Source organism: Flavicella sp. IMCC45668, assembly GCF_057219105.1.
Window position 1 is genome coordinate 3276773 of sequence record NZ_CM170114.1, and the last position, 16150, is coordinate 3292922.

Consider the following 16150-nt stretch of genomic DNA (forward strand, 5'->3'; position numbering starts at 1 on the left):
ACGAGCTAAATATTCTATTATGAGAGTTATAAAAATTATTTGTTTGGGGTTGCTTGTTTCTTTTTTTACAGTTTCATGTAAAGAGGCTTCAAAAGGAGCAAAAGAAGGAGTAGAAAAATCTGTTAAAGGAGAGAGCCTAAAGAAAATTGAAGTTGGTATTGAGGGGATGACTTGTCAAATAGGTTGTGCAAAAACTATTGAATCTAAGTTATCTAAGATGGAAGGTGTTCGTTCTGTTTCTGTTTCTTTTGAGGATAAATTAGGGAAAATAGTATATGATGCAAATAAAATTTCTGATGACGATATTAAAAAGAAAATAACTTCAATTGCTGGAGGAGAAACATATTCTGTTAGTTCGATAAAACAAGTAAAAGACGCATGTTGTTCTGCTGATTTGAAAGAGTGTACTATGAAGTGCAGTGAAACTTGTACTGAAAAAGATTGTGCTAAATGTGCAGCTGTTCAGGCAGAATGTAAAACCAAATGCGCTACAGAAAAGCAGTCATGTTGCAAGGAAAAAGCGAAAACTTGTGCTAAAAAATGTAGTGAATCTTGTACAAAAAAGGATTGTGATAAATGTGCGGCGATGCAGGCAAACTGCAAAACTAAATGTGAAAGTAAAAATAAAAGCTGTTGTTCTGCTGATTTGAAAGAGTGTACCATGAAGTGCAGTGAATCTTGTACAGAAAAGGAGTGTGCTAAATGTGCAGCTGTACAGGCAGAATGTAAAACTAAATGTGCCACAGAGAAACAAGCATGTTGTAAAACAAAGGAAAAAAAGTCTTGTGCAAAAAAGTGCAGTGAGTCGTGTACTAAAAAAGATTGTGCTGCTTGTGCAAAAGCAACGGAAGATTGTAAAGCAAAGTGTGCGGCTAAAAAATAAAAATTATTTTTTTTTGCGTAAAAGACCATCCTTTTTAGGATGGTTTTTTTATGACATAAAAGTAAGTTGGAAATAGCAATTCATTTCATTAATCCGTATTTTTGTGGACGTAGAAAATTAAAATTATTTCTTTTGAAAAAGCACTTTAAAAGCATTGTAAAAGCAGCATTGATTTCAGTATATGTTATTTTTATTGCAGGTTCAGTTGTTCGAATGACAGGTTCTGGAATGGGATGCCCAGATTGGCCTAAATGTTTTGGTTATTACATTCCTCCAACGGATGAGGAACAATTAGTGTGGCATCCAGAAACAGGGTATTCAAAAGGAACAATAATAATTAGGGATGAGGCCTTGATTGTGGCAAAAAATGAGTTTAAAACAACTCATGAATTTGCAGAAGAAAATTGGGAACCCTATACCAAACATGAATATGCAATTTTCAACGTGTATCACACATGGACGGAGTATATTAACAGATTAGCTTCTGTATTATCTGGATTTGTATTTCTGTTTTTAATTGTGGGTGCACTTAAATTTTGGAAAGAAAATAAACGAGTGACTCTTTATTCTTTTGGTGCGTTTTTTTTAATGCTGTTTGAAGCTTGGTTGGGTAAAACTGTTATTGATTCTGTTTTGAAACCTTCTGTAATCACAATTCATATGGTGGCTGGTTTATTGATCATTGCACTGTTATTAAAAGTACTACATATTTTGTCTGAGAAAGAGGTGGTTCAAAAACCTTTTAATAGGATGTTTCATAATTTATTGGGCTTTTCTATTGTGTTGTCTGTGATTCAAATTGCTCTCGGTACTCAGGTGAGACAATTTGTAGATGAACAAGTAAAGTTATTCGGATTTGAGAGTAAACAAATGAGTTTGTATAATCCAAGTCTGAAGTTTTATATTCATAGGTCTTTTACCATCTTAATTGTGTTGTTGAATTTCCTTATTTATTGGAAAAATGAAACTTTAAAATTAGAATTTAAGCTTCCTAAATATATTATTGCTTTATTAGTGTTTGAAGCACTTTCTGGAATTTTAATGTATTATAGTGATTTTCCATTCGGAACACAGACAGTACATTTGTTATCAGGTGCTTTGTTGTTTGGAACTCAGTTCTATCTTTTTATGCAAAATGGAAGTCTAAAATCCTTTAAACCTTAGTGTTATAATTATTGTGTTTCACTCACTTATTGGAATAGAAACCAAGGAATAATTACAAATCTTTTTTCTAACTTTGCAAAAAAATATTTTTTATGTCAAATTCTTTTGGAAAACTCTTTAAAGTAAGCACTTTTGGTGAATCACACGGACCTGCAATTGGGGGTGTAATTGATGGATGCCCTCCAGGGGTAACGTTAGATTTTGAGGCTATTCAAAAAGAATTAGATCGTAGAAAACCAGGACAATCTAAGATTGTAACGCAAAGAAAAGAACCAGATGAAGTAGCGTTCCATTCAGGAATATTTGAAGGAAAAACTACCGGAGCTTCCATTGGTTTTTTGATCCAGAACACCAATCAAAAATCAAATGATTATTCTCATATAGCAAATACGTTTAGACCATCTCATGCGGATTATACTTATGATAAAAAGTATGGTAATAGAGATTATAGAGGTGGTGGTAGAACATCTGCTCGTGAAACTGCCAATTGGGTAGTAGGCGGGGCAATTGCGAAACAGGTAATTCCTCAGATTAAAATTAATGCCTATACTTCTGCTATCGGAAATATAAAATTAGACACCCCTTATCAAGAGTTGGATTTTGATAAAATTGAATCTAATATAGCGCGTTGTCCTGATGCTCAAAAGGCAGAGGAAATGATTGACTATGTGTCTAAAATTAAAAAACAAGGAGATACTGTAGGAGGTGTTATTTCTTGTGTGATTCAAAATGTACCTGTTGGACTAGGAGAGCCTATTTTTAATAAATTGCACGCTGCTTTAGGTCATGCTATGTTATCTATCAATGCTGTAAAAGGTTTTGAATATGGTAGCGGTTTTGATGGAGCAGAAATGAAAGGGAGTGACCATAATGATATCTTTAACACGGATGGAACTACAAAGACCAATATGTCAGGTGGGATTCAAGGTGGTATTAGTAATGGAATGGATATTTATTTTAAGGTAGCCTTTAAGCCTGTTGCAACTCTGATTCAAAAACAAATGACTATTGATAAAGATGGTAATGAAGTGGAGATGATGGGGAAAGGAAGACATGATCCTTGTGTAGTGCCAAGAGCAATCCCTATTGTTGAAGCAATGGCAGCAATGGTAATGGTTGACTTTATGATGCTAAATCAAGCGAGTAAAATCTAGTCTTTTATTAAAAAATCTTGTTTGCTTACATCTCTATTGATTAGAATAGATTTTGTTTGAAAGTCAATTTTATTGTTTCCAGCAACCATTAATAAATTGGTTGGGAAGAGTAGTCCTTCAATTTCAACATAGTTGCCAAAGAATAGTTGCTGTAAAAAGATAGTGCCATCTTTTTCTTGGATGCTAACACCTTTTCTTTTCAATCCAGAATTAACGGAATAATACACTTTTGTATTGTCAATTTTTAACACGTGACAATCACTTTGTTCTACTTTTTCTATTCCTAAATATTTGGCTGTTTTCAAATAGTCAAATTCAGGAAAGATACATCTGTTTTTTTTGTGACGTTTTAGTTCTTCTTTTGAAAAGGGGATTTCGTCTGATTGTTGGAGAGTGATTCCTTGTTGGCCATCAAATGTGCTTTGAGAAATAATTTTCCCATTAAGTTCCATGCTTGTAAAATACATATTAGGAAGCATCATTTTTTGTTTTAAAATAATTTGAGAGTTGTTTAAGTTTCCGATAGCTTCCGAAGAAAAGGAATGAATTTGTTTCGCCCTTTCTTCACCTCCTATGGCATGGAAATATTTTTCCACGATAGATTTTATTTTATTTTTTTGAGCTAGTACATTGTTGCTAACTAATAAAATAAATAAGATGGAGTAAAGTGAACGCTTTGTTGTCATATCAGTTGAATAGGCTGTAAATATATAAAAAACTGCAAGGATTATGGTTGTTGAATCAAAGGATGGTGAAAGATACAACTGAAAGTCATTAATGTTGTGTTTTTGAGTGTATTGACTAGGGATAAATTTGATGGTTTTTTGTGTTGCATATTTGTAGAAAAGAAGTATATTTGCACTCGTTTTAAACAAAACAAAATAAAATAATAAACATATGTACGCAATTGTAGAGATAGCAGGGCAGCAGTTTAAAGTAGCAAAAGACCAAAAAGTATACGTACACCGTTTACAATCTGAAGAAGGATCAAAAGTAACTTTTGATAACGTTCTTTTAGTTGGAGAAGGTGAAAATGTAACTATTGGCGCCCCAGCTATAGAAGGAGCTAAAGTAACAGCTAAGGTATTAGGTCACTTAAAAGGTGATAAAGTAATCGTTTTCAAAAAGAAACGTAGAAAAGGATACAAGAAAAAGAACGGACACCGTCAGTTCTTAACTGAAATCCAAATTGATGGTATCGCTGTAGGTGGTGCTAAGAAAAAAGCAGCAGCTAAGAAAGAAGTAGCAGCTGATGAAGCAGCTCCTAAAAAAGCAGCAGCTAAAAAAGCTCCAGCTAAAAAGGCAGCTCCTAAAAAAGAAGCAGCAGCTAAAAAAGCTCCAGCTAAGAAAGCAGCAGCTAAGAAAGAAGAAAAGTAATTAACAACCCTGTTTTAAATAGGTAATAAAATTAAGAAATTATGGCTCACAAAAAAGGTGTCGGAAGTTCGAAGAATGGTAGAGAATCAGAATCGAAACGTCTAGGTGTAAAAATATATGGTGGTCAAGCGGCAATCGCAGGTAATATCCTTATCCGCCAGAGAGGAACTAAACACTACCCAGGTGAAAATGTTTACATGGGAAAAGATCATACTTTACATGCTAAAGTTGATGGTTTAGTGAAGTTTACTAAAAAGAAAGATAATAAATCTTACGTGTCTATTGAAGCTTTTGAAGCTTAAGATATAAGATTTAATTAAGACTTAAAACTCCCTTCCGATTCGGTTGGGAGTTTTGTTGTTTTAGTTTGTGAACGTTTTTTTGTGTCAAATTAAGACGAAATATATACATTAGCAGCATGCAGTTTTTATATAATAATATCATTTTTTTAGTAGGGCTAGTTCTGAAATTGTTGGCTTTGGTTAACCCTAAACTCAAATTGTTTGTAGCAGGGCGAAAACAGGTTTTTTCTGTAATTGAAAAAAATATTTTAGAGACTGATAAAGTTATTTGGGTTCACTGCGCTTCTTTGGGGGAGTTTGAACAAGGAAGACCGGTAATTGAGAAGTTAAAAAAAGATTTTAAGGAGTATAAAGTAGTGTTGACTTTTTTCTCTCCATCTGGTTATGAGGTTCAAAAGAATTATGAATTAGCCGATGTCGTGGTTTATTTACCATTGGATTCAAAACGAAATGCGAAACGATTTTTACAAGCGGTGCATCCTTCTGTTGCAATTTTTGTTAAATATGAATTTTGGCCTAATTTATTGGCGGAGCTGCAATCTTGTAAAATTCCAACAATTCTAGTTTCTGGTATTTTTAGAAAAGATCAGTTGTTTTTTAAATCATATGGTGGTTGGATGCGTTCCAAATTGAAGGCGTTTTCTTTTTTCTTTTTACAAGATCAAACGTCATCAGATTTACTTACTTCAATTGGTTATGACAATAATTTGGTATGTGGTGATACTAGATTTGATCGTGTTTATGATATCATTAGTAGAGATAATAAATTAGATTATATTGATGAGTTTGTTGGAGATTCAACAGTGTTAGTGGCTGGTAGTACTTGGCCGGAAGATGAAGATTTATTGGTGAATTATATTTTGAATGATGCAAAGGAAAATGAAAAATTTATCATTGCTCCTCATAATATAAAACCGGAAGGAATCGCTAGGCTGAAAAATGCCTTGCAAAATTCATCCGTGTTGTTTTCTGAAAAAGAAGGACAATCGTTGAAAGAATTTAAAGTATTTATTATTGATACGATTGGTATTCTTACTAAGATTTATGCGGTTGCTGATATTGCTTATGTAGGAGGTGGTTATACAAAAAGTGGAATCCATAATGTTTTGGAGCCAGCAACTTTTGGTGTTCCTGTGGTGATTGGTCCAAACTATAGAAAATTTAGAGAAGCGAAAGACCTTGTGTCTTTGGGTGGTGTTATTTCTACAGACAATCAAGAATCTGTTACGGCCATCTTGAAAAAGTTTTCAGATAACAAAGACTTAAGAAAGGCAAAAGGTACTATTGCTTTAAATTATATCAAGCAAAGCTTAGGGGCTTCTAATAAAATAATGGATTATCTAAAAAAGGTGTTATAGATAACTGTGAAATCTGTAAAAATTAGGGGTTTAAATCGGTTGATGTTTCTTTTCAATGGTTCAATTTATAAACCCAATATTTCTGTCGTTACTTTCTTGTTTATATCCTTTTAAATTTTGTTGTTAGTTCTTTTTGTTAGAACTTTACAAGCTTATAGAACCTTAGAAAATGGAAACTTTAGTAGATTCTTTTGGTAGACAAATTACCTATTTGCGCTTAGCGGTTACAGATCGTTGTAATTTACGATGCACATACTGTATGCCTGCAGAAGGAGCTGCAATTGTAGAGCGAAAAGAATTGTTGACATTTAAAGAGATGTATCGAATTACAAGGGTATTATCTGAATTAGGAGTAAACAAAGTTCGCTTGACAGGTGGGGAACCTTTTGTTCGTAAAAATTTCATAGATTTTATAAAAATGCTTTCGTTTAACGATCGTTTAGATGAAATAAATATGACAACGAATGGTGCTTTGATTGCTGAGCATATTGAAGAGTTGGAGAAGTTAAAAGTAAAAACGATCAATTTAAGTATTGATAGTTTGGATGCAGGAAATTTTGCTAAAATAACTCGAAGAGATGTGTTTGATAAAGTTTGGGAAACTTATGAGTTGTTAAAAAAGAGTAGTTTAAAATTAAAATTAAACATAGTAGTTCAATCAGGTGTCAACACTTCCGAAATAAACGATTTTGTTGCACTGACAGAAAAAGAAGCGATTGAAATACGTTTTATAGAAGAGATGCCCTTTAATGGAGTAGGGAAACGTGCTACTGAAGAAGTATGGAATTTCAATAAAATTTTGAATGAAGTAAAAACTGGTTTCAAAGAGGTTGAAAAACTACCAGTTTTAAAATCATCTACTTCGCATACTTTTAGAGTTAAAGGATTTAAAGGGGTGTTTGGAATTATTCCTGCTTACACCCGTACCATTTGTCACGATTGTAATAGAATTAGAATTACATCAACAGGTTTGTTGAAAAACTGTTTGTTTGACGAAGGGGTTTTCAATGTGCGAGATTTTATCAGAAAAGGTGCTGATGATGCTGCATTAAAACAATTATTTATAGATTTAGTTTCTAAGAAACCAAAAGATGGTTTTGTTGCTGAGGCAAATCGTTTGAAAAATAAAAATGTTTCCGAAAGCATGTCTTCTATCGGTGGATAACAGAATTATTATGGGGCAAGAAAGAACTTCAAGAAGAAAAATAACCATACTAATTTTGGTTTCAGTTGTGTCAATGTTGATTTTTGCAAATTTCGACCTGACTAAAGAAATACATATTCCAGTTGGTGAAAAAGATTGGTTGTTACCTGTGCCAGCCTTGTTTCCTCTGCTATTTGTTTTTTTATATGGGAACCTAAAGTATTTGAAATTCTCGTATGCAGAAGGTAAAAATATCATTCAAAAAGTAATATTTGGCTTATTAAATATAGTCATAACGGTTACTATATTTTTAGTAGGATTTTCTTTTTGGAAACACAGTCAGGGAGATATTGATGTTGCCTTTTTTGGAGAGATAAAAAAAGCGTTTCACTTAAATTTCAGAAATTTATATTTTTGGGTGTTTTATCAAAGTGTATTGATGGCCTATGGATTGTCGATTTTAAAAATTCTGGTGAGCAGGTTAAAAAAGTAATGCAGCAAATTTAATTGATTCAAAAAAATGTTCATGATAGAAGTTATACAAGCAAGTGAATTGATCTTAGAAAATTCTCAAGATTACGGTATAGAATCGGTACATTTTATGGAATCTTTAGGTAGAGTTTTAAAAGAGGATATTCTTGCTGATAGAGATTTTCCTCCTTTTAATAGAGTTTGTATGGATGGGATTGCTGTCTCTTTTAAAGTATTTTCTGAAGGACAGAGATCTTTTGAAATTGAAGAGGTTCAAGCAGCTGGAAGTCCTCAAAAAAAACTAAAAGATGCTTCAAAATGTTTAGAGGTAATGACCGGTGCTGTTTTGCCTTTAGGGGTGGATGTCGTGATTCCTTATGAATTGGTATCAATTGAAAACGGAATTGCAACCACTGGACTGGATGAAGTGAAATTGTTACAAAATGTTCATTTAAAAGGAAAAGACAAATCCAAAGGCGATTTGTTAATTCCTAAAAATAGAATAATTTCAGCTGCGGAAATAGGTGTTTTTGCTACTGTAGGAAAAAAAGAAATTTTAGTAGCAAAACAGCCAAAAGTACTTATTGTCTCTACGGGTGATGAATTGGTTGAAGTAGCTGAGAATCCCTTAGAACATCAAATTAGAAGAAGTAATGTATACAGCTTGCAAGCCCTGTTGTTAGAGCTAGCTATTCCATCAGACACAAAACATTTGTCAGATGATAAGGAGGCTTTGCTAAAAGAAATAGGAGCTGCAATAAAGCAATATGATGTGCTGCTATTCAGTGGAGCGGTATCCAAAGGAAAGTTTGATTTTATTCCTGAGGTGTTAGACGAAATAGGGGTTGAGAAGTTGTTTCATAAAGTAAAACAACGTCCGGGAAAACCTTTTTGGTTTGGGAGGCTTGCCTCATCAGATGTTGAGGCATCTCATGGTGCTGTGGTTTTTGCTTTTCCAGGGAATCCAGTTTCAACGTATGTGAATTGTTTGAAGTATTTTTATCCATGGTACCAAAAGTCGGTTTATGGCAAAGCTGATACAACAAAATATGCAAAATTGGGAGTTGATTTTAATTTCAAACCTAGTTTGACCTATTTTTTACAAGTTCAATTGAAAAATAAAGAGGGAGAACTTATAGCATATCCCTTAACTGGAAATGGTTCAGGTGATTTGGCTAACTTAACGGAAGCCGATGCTTTTTTGGAGTTACCAGGTGATAGAACAGCATTTCAAAAAGGAGAAATTTTTCCTGTAATAACTTATCGATAAATTGTTTGATGCCGGGGGCTAATATTTAAATAAAAAAACGTGAAGAATTTTACTCATTTAAGCAATAGTGATCAACCTAAAATGGTAGATGTTGGTGCTAAAAAAATCACAAAAAGACAAGCAACCGCTAAGGCTACTATGTTTTTAGGTAAAGAAATAATATCTTTATTCGAGAATGAAGAATTGAAAACGAAAAAAGGCCCCGTTTTTCAAACAGCAATCATTGCTGGAATACAGGCAGTTAAAAAAACATCGGAATTGATTCCTATGTGCCATCCGTTGTTAATTCATGGTGTAGATGTAGAGATTGAAATATTAGATGAGGAATGTATTGAGTTGTTTTGCACAGTTAAAATAGAAGGTAAAACAGGGGTAGAAATGGAGGCTCTTACAGGAGTTAATATTGCAGCACTTACCGTATATGATATGTGTAAATCAGTTTCGCAAGATATGGTAATCAAGGAAGTAGTATTAGTAAAAAAATCTGGTGGGAAATCGGATATTAATAAAGGATAAATGAAAAAGCATAGCAAACACGCAAAATTAACACTTAGAAATAATGGAGATTTTGCTCCAAATGAAATTGCATTAGTAGGTGTAAAATGCAGTGTTATAACAGATCTTGTTGCAGCAATTAGTGAAAAATTATCAGAGAAAATAAAAATAGCCTATGCCGATGCTTCTCATGGGAAGGATAATACGGCACCTGTTTTTGATACTTTTACATATCATTCTTCTGGAGATACAGTGATTTCCTCTGATATCAAAAAAAATAAGTTCAATGAGCGAGTTCGTTTTTCAAATTATGATCTTGTTTTAGTTAATGGAAACCATTTTCCTGCGCAAAAACAAATAGTAATATTAGATCCTGAGAAGGAAAACTCTATAGAAAAAAGAATAGAGCAATTAGATGCTGTTCAGTTTTTTGTGACCACGCAAAATGGCCTAGAGGTATTTAATGCCTTAAAGGAGAAAAACCCAAACTATACAAGCTTACCAATCTATTCTTTAGAGGATTTGGCATCGATTACTGAGCATATAGTAAAACTGGTAGCATCTGAAAAACCAAAATTGAATGGTTTGGTGTTAGTTGGTGGCAAGAGCACAAGAATGGGTACGGACAAAGCTCAACTTTCTTATCATGGAATGCCGCAAAGTGACTTTGCTGTAAAGTTATTAGAAGAGAAAGGCTTGGAGACATTTGTTTCTGCAAGAGCACATCAAAAGATAGATAATCATAAGACGATTACAGATGCTTTTATTGGTTTAGGTCCTTTTGGGGCAATATGTTCCGCTTTTATGAAAAACCCTAATGAGGCGTATCTTGTTTTGGCTACAGATTTGCCTTACGTTTCGGAAGAGGTGATTGAGAAATTGTTAGAGCATAGAAACCCGAAAAAGATAGCTACTGCTATTAAAGGGAAATCAGCTAAATTTATGGAGCCTTTGATTACTATATGGGAGCCTAAATCATATCCAATATTATTGAGTTATTTAGCCCAAGGATATTCTTGTCCTAGAAAAATATTGATCAATTCTGAAGTTGAAATAATTGAAATTGACGATGAGTTGATTAGAAATGTAAATACACCAGAAGAATTTGAAACAGTAAAACAAGAGTTGAAAACTTTAAATTAATACCAGATGATTTTAGAAAAAAGAATTCCTTTAAGTTATTGGTTTAAAATTATCCGTTTTGATATGCTTATCATAGGGATATTTTCTTCTTTCGTGTTTATACTGTCTCTGTATCTACAGCATCTAACAATTCCATTTTCTATTGTTGCTTTTTTAGGAACTGCCATTTCTTTATTACTTTCTTTTAAGTTAAGTCAATCATATGATAGATGGTGGGAGGCCAGAAAAATTTGGGGAGCTATAGTGAATGATTCCAGGAGTTTTGTAGTTCAGTTGAAAAATTTCACTGACGGTACTGATTCTGACTTGGTGCGTAAAATGGGGTTCCGTCAGATGGGTTGGTGTTATGTTTTAGGAAATGATTTGAGAAGATTAGAGTCTTTAGAAATTGCTGAAAAATTTGTTTCAAAAGAAGAATTAGAGGTGTTAAAAACTAGTAAAAACAGGGCATTAACTTTGTTGGATTTTCATAACAAAGATTTACTAGAACTTCATAAATCAAAAAAAATTAATGACTATCAGCAAATACAAATAGATAGTACTATTGTGCGTTTGTGTGCTTCTATGGGAAAAGCTGAACGAATTAAAAATACGTTTTTCCCAAAAACATATAGAATGACCTTGCATTTCTTTATTTATATATTTTTAATATCACTGTCTTTGTCCTTGACAGATTTACATAATGTGATAGAAATTCCATTTATGATGGTGATTTCTTTACCTTTTTTTATGCTTGAAAAAATAGCTTTAACCATTCAAGATCCATTTGAGAATAAACCTGCTGATACCCCTGTAACGAGTATTGCAAGGACGATTGAAATCAATTTAAAACAGCTTTTAGACGAGGAAGAAATTCCTGAAAAAATTGTTTCGGATACCTATTACTCTCTTTAAAATTTTATGCAAACATCTCCATTTGATTTTTATTCAGCAGAAAAAAAACATTTTAATGAATTATATGTAACTGTTCAAAAACAGTTGAAATCATATAGTTTGATTCGTTTCATCGCTTTTGCGAGCACTGTTTTCTGTATTTATTTTTTTTTAGGGAATGTTCAAATAATGTTAGGTTCGGGAATTACTGGAGCTGTTATTTTTGGCGTATTTCTGAAAAAGTATTGGACTAAAAAAGAAGAAAAGCAGCATCTGTTTCGTTTGATTGAAATAAATGCCTGTGAATTATCTGTATTAGAAGGTGATGTTTCTGGGCTAGATACCGGAGAACGCTATAAGAACCCAAAACATGCCTATAGTTTTGATATAGATGTGTTTGGGAAAAATTCGTTTTTTCAGTTTTTGAATAGAACGACTACTACTGCGGGAACCGAAAAATTAGTCTCTTTTTTGAATGAAAATAATATTGAAGGGATAGAGCAAAAACAAGAAGCTATTCAGGAGTTGAGTAGGTTGTCGAAATGGCGACAAGAGTTTGCGGCTTTAGCAAGTTCAGTCCAAACAGAAATTGAGCCAAATGAAGTAGTTCGTTGGTTGCAGCAACATCCTATTTCGTTACCAAAAATTGGTAAATGGCTGCCTGTGGTTTTTTCAACCGTATCGCTGTTACTGATTTTAGGGATAAGTTTTTTGAATATTTCGTTTAATTTTTTAACCATATGGTTTTTTGTTGGACTCGCAGTTTCTGGGGTCTTTATTAAAAAAGTCAATCATTTGTATCTACGTGTTGGAAAGGTGAAAGCAACGTTTCAGCAGTATTATAAATTGTTAGAAGTGTTAGAGAAGAAAGAATTCTCTGCAGAGAAATTAAAGGAAATGCGTTCTAAAATTAATAATAATCATGAAAAAGCATCTAAAACAATGGCTGTCTTTTTTGATTATTTAAATGCATTAGATCAACGTAATAATGTGATTTTTGCCATTTTCGGAAATGGTTTGTTGTTATGGGATTTTAAACAAGCCTATCATGTAGAACAATGGATGGAGGTAAATAAAAATAAGGTAAAAGATTGGTTTGAAGTCATCGCCTTTTTTGATGCTTACAATAGCCTAGCAAATTATGCATTTAATAATCCGGCATTTACATTTGCGACTATTTCTTCAGAAGAATCGGTTATTGAGGCGACAGGTTTAGGACATCCTTCTTTGTTGGAGTCAAAAAGGGTAAACAGTGATTGTGTGTTAAATAAACAAGACTTTTTTATAATCACAGGGGCAAATATGGCAGGGAAAAGTACTTTTTTAAGAACGGTGTCTTTGAGTATTCTCATGTCAAATATGGGATTGCCTGTTTGTGCAAAACAGATGACTTATAATCCCGTAAAACTTATAACAAGTATTAGAAATAGTGATTCGTTATCTGATGATACGTCTTATTTTTTCTCTGAATTAAAACGATTAAAATATATTGTTGAAGCTCTTAGGGATGACAATTATTTTATCGTTCTGGATGAAATATTAAAGGGAACCAACAGTACAGATAAGGCTGAGGGGTCTCAAAAATTTGTCGAAAAATTGGTCGCTTCGAAAGCTACTGGCTTGATTGCTACACATGATTTAAGTTTGTGTGAAATTGAGAGTCAGTATACTGAAATTCACAATTATTATTTTGATGCAGAAATAAAAAACGATGAATTGTTTTTTGATTATAAATTGAAAAAAGGAATATGTCAAAATATGAATGCTTCTTTCTTATTAAGGAAAATGGAGATTGTATAGTTTAGAGTCAGGAGTCAAAGTATTCAAATCGTTAAAATCATCATTCCTATGTCTTGATTCTAGAATCATTAATCTTTTTTAGGGATGTGCATTTACCCAGACCTCACCATCTTCAAAATGTTCTTTTTTCCAGATAGGGACCGTTTCTTTGAGTGTATCAATAGCATATTGACAAGCTTCAAACGCAGCAACTCTATGGGCCGCAGAGACAGCAATTATTACAGGGATGTCTCCAATTTGTAACATTCCTTCTGCGTGATGAATTGCAATTTTAAACACTTCAAATTTCTCCAGAACTTTTTCTGCAATTAACTGCATTTCTTTAATTGCCATGGGGCCATAGGCTGAAAAATCTAATTTTTCTACCGCTTTTCCTTTGGTATGATTTCTTACCGTTCCTACAAATATATCGATCCCGCCACAAGTTGGATCCTCCACAAAGCTATAGCATTCTTTAAGAGAAAGTTTATCTGAAGTTAATTTTATAGAAATAGGATTCATTCGGAAAAAGATTATAAGTTTTAATATTTAGAGGTAATAATTCAATTAACCACCACTTACGGGTGGAATTATGGCGATGGTGTCTTGCTGTTGAATTATTTGTTCCTCTAAGGCGTAAGCTTCATTAAGAGCAATTGCGTACGTCGTGTAAGTTTTTAGTTGGGGATAGTTTGCAATCAAAGATTCTTTAAAATCTCCAATAGTACTACCGCTGTTTATTTCTATTGAAATGTTGCTTTCTCCAATTAAATCGGCAATAATTCCAAAAAGTAAAACTTCAATTTGCATTTGTCTTGTGTTTTTACAAAAATACTTTTTAAAAGTGATTCACACAAAGCGAGAGTTCCTTAATTAATGTATTTTTGTGATACTTTGACTGCAATTGAAAGACATACAAAACTTATAAAAGAGAAGGCTTTAGAGTTTGGCTTTACAAGTATTGGAATTTCCAAAGCTGGGTTTTTAGAAGAGGAAGCACCCAGATTGGAGGAGTGGTTGAAGCAGGGTTTTCAAGGAGAAATGCAATACCTTGAAAATAATTTTGACAAACGATTAGATCCTACTTTGCTGGTAGAAGGGGCTAAATCGGTTATTTCTTTGAGTTATAATTATTTTCCAGAGGAGGTTCAAAGCCAGGATTCTTATCATGTAGCTAAATATGCATACGGGCAAGATTATCATCATGTGCTCAAAAAGAAATTGCAGGATTTGATGCTTTTTATTCATGAAGAGATTGGTGAAGTGGGGGGAAGGGTTTTTACCGATTCTGCTCCTGTTATGGAACGAGCTTGGGCACAAAAGTCAGGTTTGGGTTGGAATGGAAAACATTCTTTGTTGATTCAAAAGCATCATGGTTCTTTTTTCTTTTTAGCTGAAATGATATTGGATTTAGATCTAGTTTATGACCAGCCTTTTAAAACCGATCACTGCGGTACCTGCACCAAGTGTATTGATGCTTGTCCGACTGCCGCCATTTTGCCTAACAATACAGTTGATGGAAGCAAATGTATCTCATACTTTACGATTGAATTAAAAAATGAATTACCTACAGAGGTAAAGGGTAAATTTGATGACTGGATGTTTGGCTGTGATATATGTCAGGATGTATGTCCATGGAATCGCTTTTCAAAGCCGCATTCTGAGCCATTGTTTAATCCTCACCCAGATTTATTACAAATGTCTAAAAATGATTGGGAAGAAATTACAGAAGATGTTTTTAGAAAAGTTTTTAAAAAGTCTGCTGTAAAAAGAACAAAGTTTACCGGTTTGACAAGGAATATTGAGTTTTTAAAAGACGAATAGGTTTGCATCTTTTATTATTTCATCAATATTTTCAACTCAGAAAAAGGTTAAAAAAATTCCATGTAAACAATTATAAGGATTAAGAAAATGAAAAAATATTATATTATCTTATTACTGCAGCTGTTTAATTTTACTACGTATGCTCAAAATGATTCTTTTCTTAATTTCATTGCTGATTTAAACGAAATTAACCTTGGTGATAATCTTAAGGAGGTTATGTTTTTGGAAAACAACTTAATAGCTGTAGATGAATGGAATTTTGTGTTTTTACAGTTGGATAAAACATCATGGAGTAATTCATACTATTGGAATTTCCAAGGAGAGAAATACGATGACGGTACCTTAGGTAAAGTAGAAGTTGGTACTTTTAACCCATCGATATATGTACATGGAAAGTTGGGTTTAAATTCGGAATTTATTACAATATTTTTTACAATTTTTGAAAGTCCTTATCATATATCTTCGGGACTTTTAAATTATTCTAAAGAGGGTGATATTTTGTCAGGAATTGATTTGTTCTTTTGGGAATCGAATGACCCTAGTACTTTTAATTTACGTTTAAATATAGAAGATTATTATTTTAGTATGAATGGTGAAGTATTTGTTAATAAGAGTATAAGTGTAACGTATTTATTGGATGATGTAGTTAGAAGGTTGTTCGTTCTTGACGAAACTGGACATTTTAGAGAAGTTAATCAAGTATTAGAAAATTTCCCTGATAATTATGATAATTCAGCATATGAGTTTTTAAGGTTGCCATAGTTTTTCTTCTGCTTCCGCGAGAATCTTTCTCGTGGCTATTCTGAGCAAGAAATAAGAATTTAAATTATATAAAAAGCTTTTACAGAGATGTAAGAGCTTTTCTTTTTTCGATTTCTTCAAAGGAGTGACCCTCAACTACGGACTTTAGAGA

18 protein-coding genes are annotated in these 16150 nt (G+C 33.0%); 15 read left to right on the forward strand and 3 right to left on the reverse strand.

The annotated features are described in order from the left end of the window. Positions 1-19 precede the first annotated feature (19 nt). From AC2DZ0_RS13265 to aroC, 3 genes are all read left to right on the forward strand, one after another. Positions 20-883 (forward strand): heavy-metal-associated domain-containing protein, encoded by an 864-nt coding sequence (locus AC2DZ0_RS13265; RefSeq protein WP_484642328.1) that lies wholly within the window; start codon positions 20-22, stop codon positions 881-883. Between the two features lie 132 nt (positions 884-1015). Further along, on the forward strand, positions 1016-2047 hold the full coding sequence (locus AC2DZ0_RS13270) for a COX15/CtaA family protein (RefSeq protein WP_484642329.1): 1032 nt from the start codon (positions 1016-1018) through the stop codon (positions 2045-2047). A gap of 92 nt (positions 2048-2139) precedes the next feature. Next, a complete protein-coding gene (gene aroC / locus AC2DZ0_RS13275) occupies positions 2140-3201 on the forward strand; it encodes a chorismate synthase (RefSeq protein WP_484642330.1) in 1062 nt (353 codons plus the stop codon). On the opposite strand, the gene AC2DZ0_RS13280 is transcribed toward aroC, so the two are convergent. After that, positions 3198-3797 carry a hypothetical protein gene (locus AC2DZ0_RS13280; RefSeq protein WP_484642331.1) on the reverse strand — a complete coding sequence of 200 codons (600 nt, stop codon included), beginning with the start codon at positions 3795-3797 and terminating at the stop codon, positions 3198-3200. The genes aroC and AC2DZ0_RS13280 overlap by 4 nt on opposite strands. A gap of 301 nt (positions 3798-4098) precedes the next feature. Between AC2DZ0_RS13280 and rplU the strand changes: the two genes are divergently transcribed. The 10 genes from rplU to AC2DZ0_RS13330 all read left to right on the forward strand — a co-directional run bounded on the left by rplU (position 4099) and on the right by AC2DZ0_RS13330 (position 13434). Next, on the forward strand, positions 4099-4578 hold the full coding sequence (gene rplU, locus AC2DZ0_RS13285; RefSeq protein ID WP_484490538.1) for a 50S ribosomal protein L21: 480 nt from the start codon (positions 4099-4101) through the stop codon (positions 4576-4578). Between the two features lie 41 nt (positions 4579-4619). After that, a complete protein-coding gene (gene rpmA, locus AC2DZ0_RS13290) occupies positions 4620-4880 on the forward strand; it encodes a 50S ribosomal protein L27 (RefSeq protein WP_484490539.1) in 261 nt (86 codons plus the stop codon). Positions 4881-4996: 116 nt separating this feature from the next. Next, a complete protein-coding gene (locus AC2DZ0_RS13295; RefSeq protein ID WP_484642334.1) occupies positions 4997-6238 on the forward strand; it encodes a 3-deoxy-D-manno-octulosonic acid transferase in 1242 nt (413 codons plus the stop codon). 169 nt (positions 6239-6407) lie between these two features. Continuing rightward, the gene (moaA, locus tag AC2DZ0_RS13300) at positions 6408-7403 is read left to right on the forward strand and encodes a GTP 3',8-cyclase MoaA (RefSeq protein ID WP_484642335.1); all 996 of its coding nucleotides are present in this window, start codon (positions 6408-6410) and stop codon (positions 7401-7403) included. A 10-nt stretch (positions 7404-7413) separates the two neighbouring features. Then, positions 7414-7875: a hypothetical protein gene (locus AC2DZ0_RS13305; RefSeq protein ID WP_484642337.1), complete on the forward strand. Its 462-nt coding sequence runs from the start codon at positions 7414-7416 to the stop codon at positions 7873-7875. A 33-nt stretch (positions 7876-7908) separates the two neighbouring features. Beyond that, positions 7909-9123 carry a molybdopterin molybdotransferase MoeA gene (locus tag AC2DZ0_RS13310; protein ID WP_484642338.1) on the forward strand — a complete coding sequence of 405 codons (1215 nt, stop codon included), beginning with the start codon at positions 7909-7911 and terminating at the stop codon, positions 9121-9123. Positions 9124-9162: 39 nt separating this feature from the next. After that, positions 9163-9639, forward strand: coding sequence for a cyclic pyranopterin monophosphate synthase MoaC (gene moaC / locus AC2DZ0_RS13315; RefSeq protein WP_484490544.1), 477 nt, complete (start codon positions 9163-9165; stop codon positions 9637-9639). Next, on the forward strand, positions 9640-10761 hold the full coding sequence (locus tag AC2DZ0_RS13320) for an NTP transferase domain-containing protein (RefSeq protein WP_484642340.1): 1122 nt from the start codon (positions 9640-9642) through the stop codon (positions 10759-10761). Positions 10762-10767: 6 nt separating this feature from the next. Further along, entirely contained in the window at positions 10768-11655 is an 888-nt protein-coding gene (locus tag AC2DZ0_RS13325) for a bestrophin family protein (protein WP_484490546.1), read from the forward strand. Between the two features lie 6 nt (positions 11656-11661). Next, the gene (locus AC2DZ0_RS13330) at positions 11662-13434 is read left to right on the forward strand and encodes a MutS-related protein (RefSeq protein WP_484642342.1); all 1773 of its coding nucleotides are present in this window, start codon (positions 11662-11664) and stop codon (positions 13432-13434) included. Between the two features lie 78 nt (positions 13435-13512). Here AC2DZ0_RS13330 and AC2DZ0_RS13335 read toward each other — a convergent pair whose 3' ends face one another. Further along, on the reverse strand, positions 13513-13935 hold the full coding sequence (locus AC2DZ0_RS13335; RefSeq protein ID WP_484642343.1) for a molybdenum cofactor biosynthesis protein MoaE: 423 nt from the start codon (positions 13933-13935) through the stop codon (positions 13513-13515). 45 nt (positions 13936-13980) lie between these two features. Then, entirely contained in the window at positions 13981-14223 is a 243-nt protein-coding gene (locus AC2DZ0_RS13340; RefSeq protein ID WP_484490549.1) for a MoaD/ThiS family protein, read from the reverse strand. 66 nt (positions 14224-14289) lie between these two features. Between AC2DZ0_RS13340 and queG the strand changes: the two genes are divergently transcribed. Together queG and AC2DZ0_RS13350 are read left to right on the forward strand one after the other, a co-directional pair. Beyond that, a complete protein-coding gene (gene queG / locus AC2DZ0_RS13345) occupies positions 14290-15237 on the forward strand; it encodes a tRNA epoxyqueuosine(34) reductase QueG (RefSeq protein ID WP_484490550.1) in 948 nt (315 codons plus the stop codon). A gap of 87 nt (positions 15238-15324) precedes the next feature. Further along, positions 15325-15999: a hypothetical protein gene (locus AC2DZ0_RS13350; RefSeq protein ID WP_484642345.1), complete on the forward strand. Its 675-nt coding sequence runs from the start codon at positions 15325-15327 to the stop codon at positions 15997-15999. Positions 16000-16150: the final 151 nt, after the last annotated feature.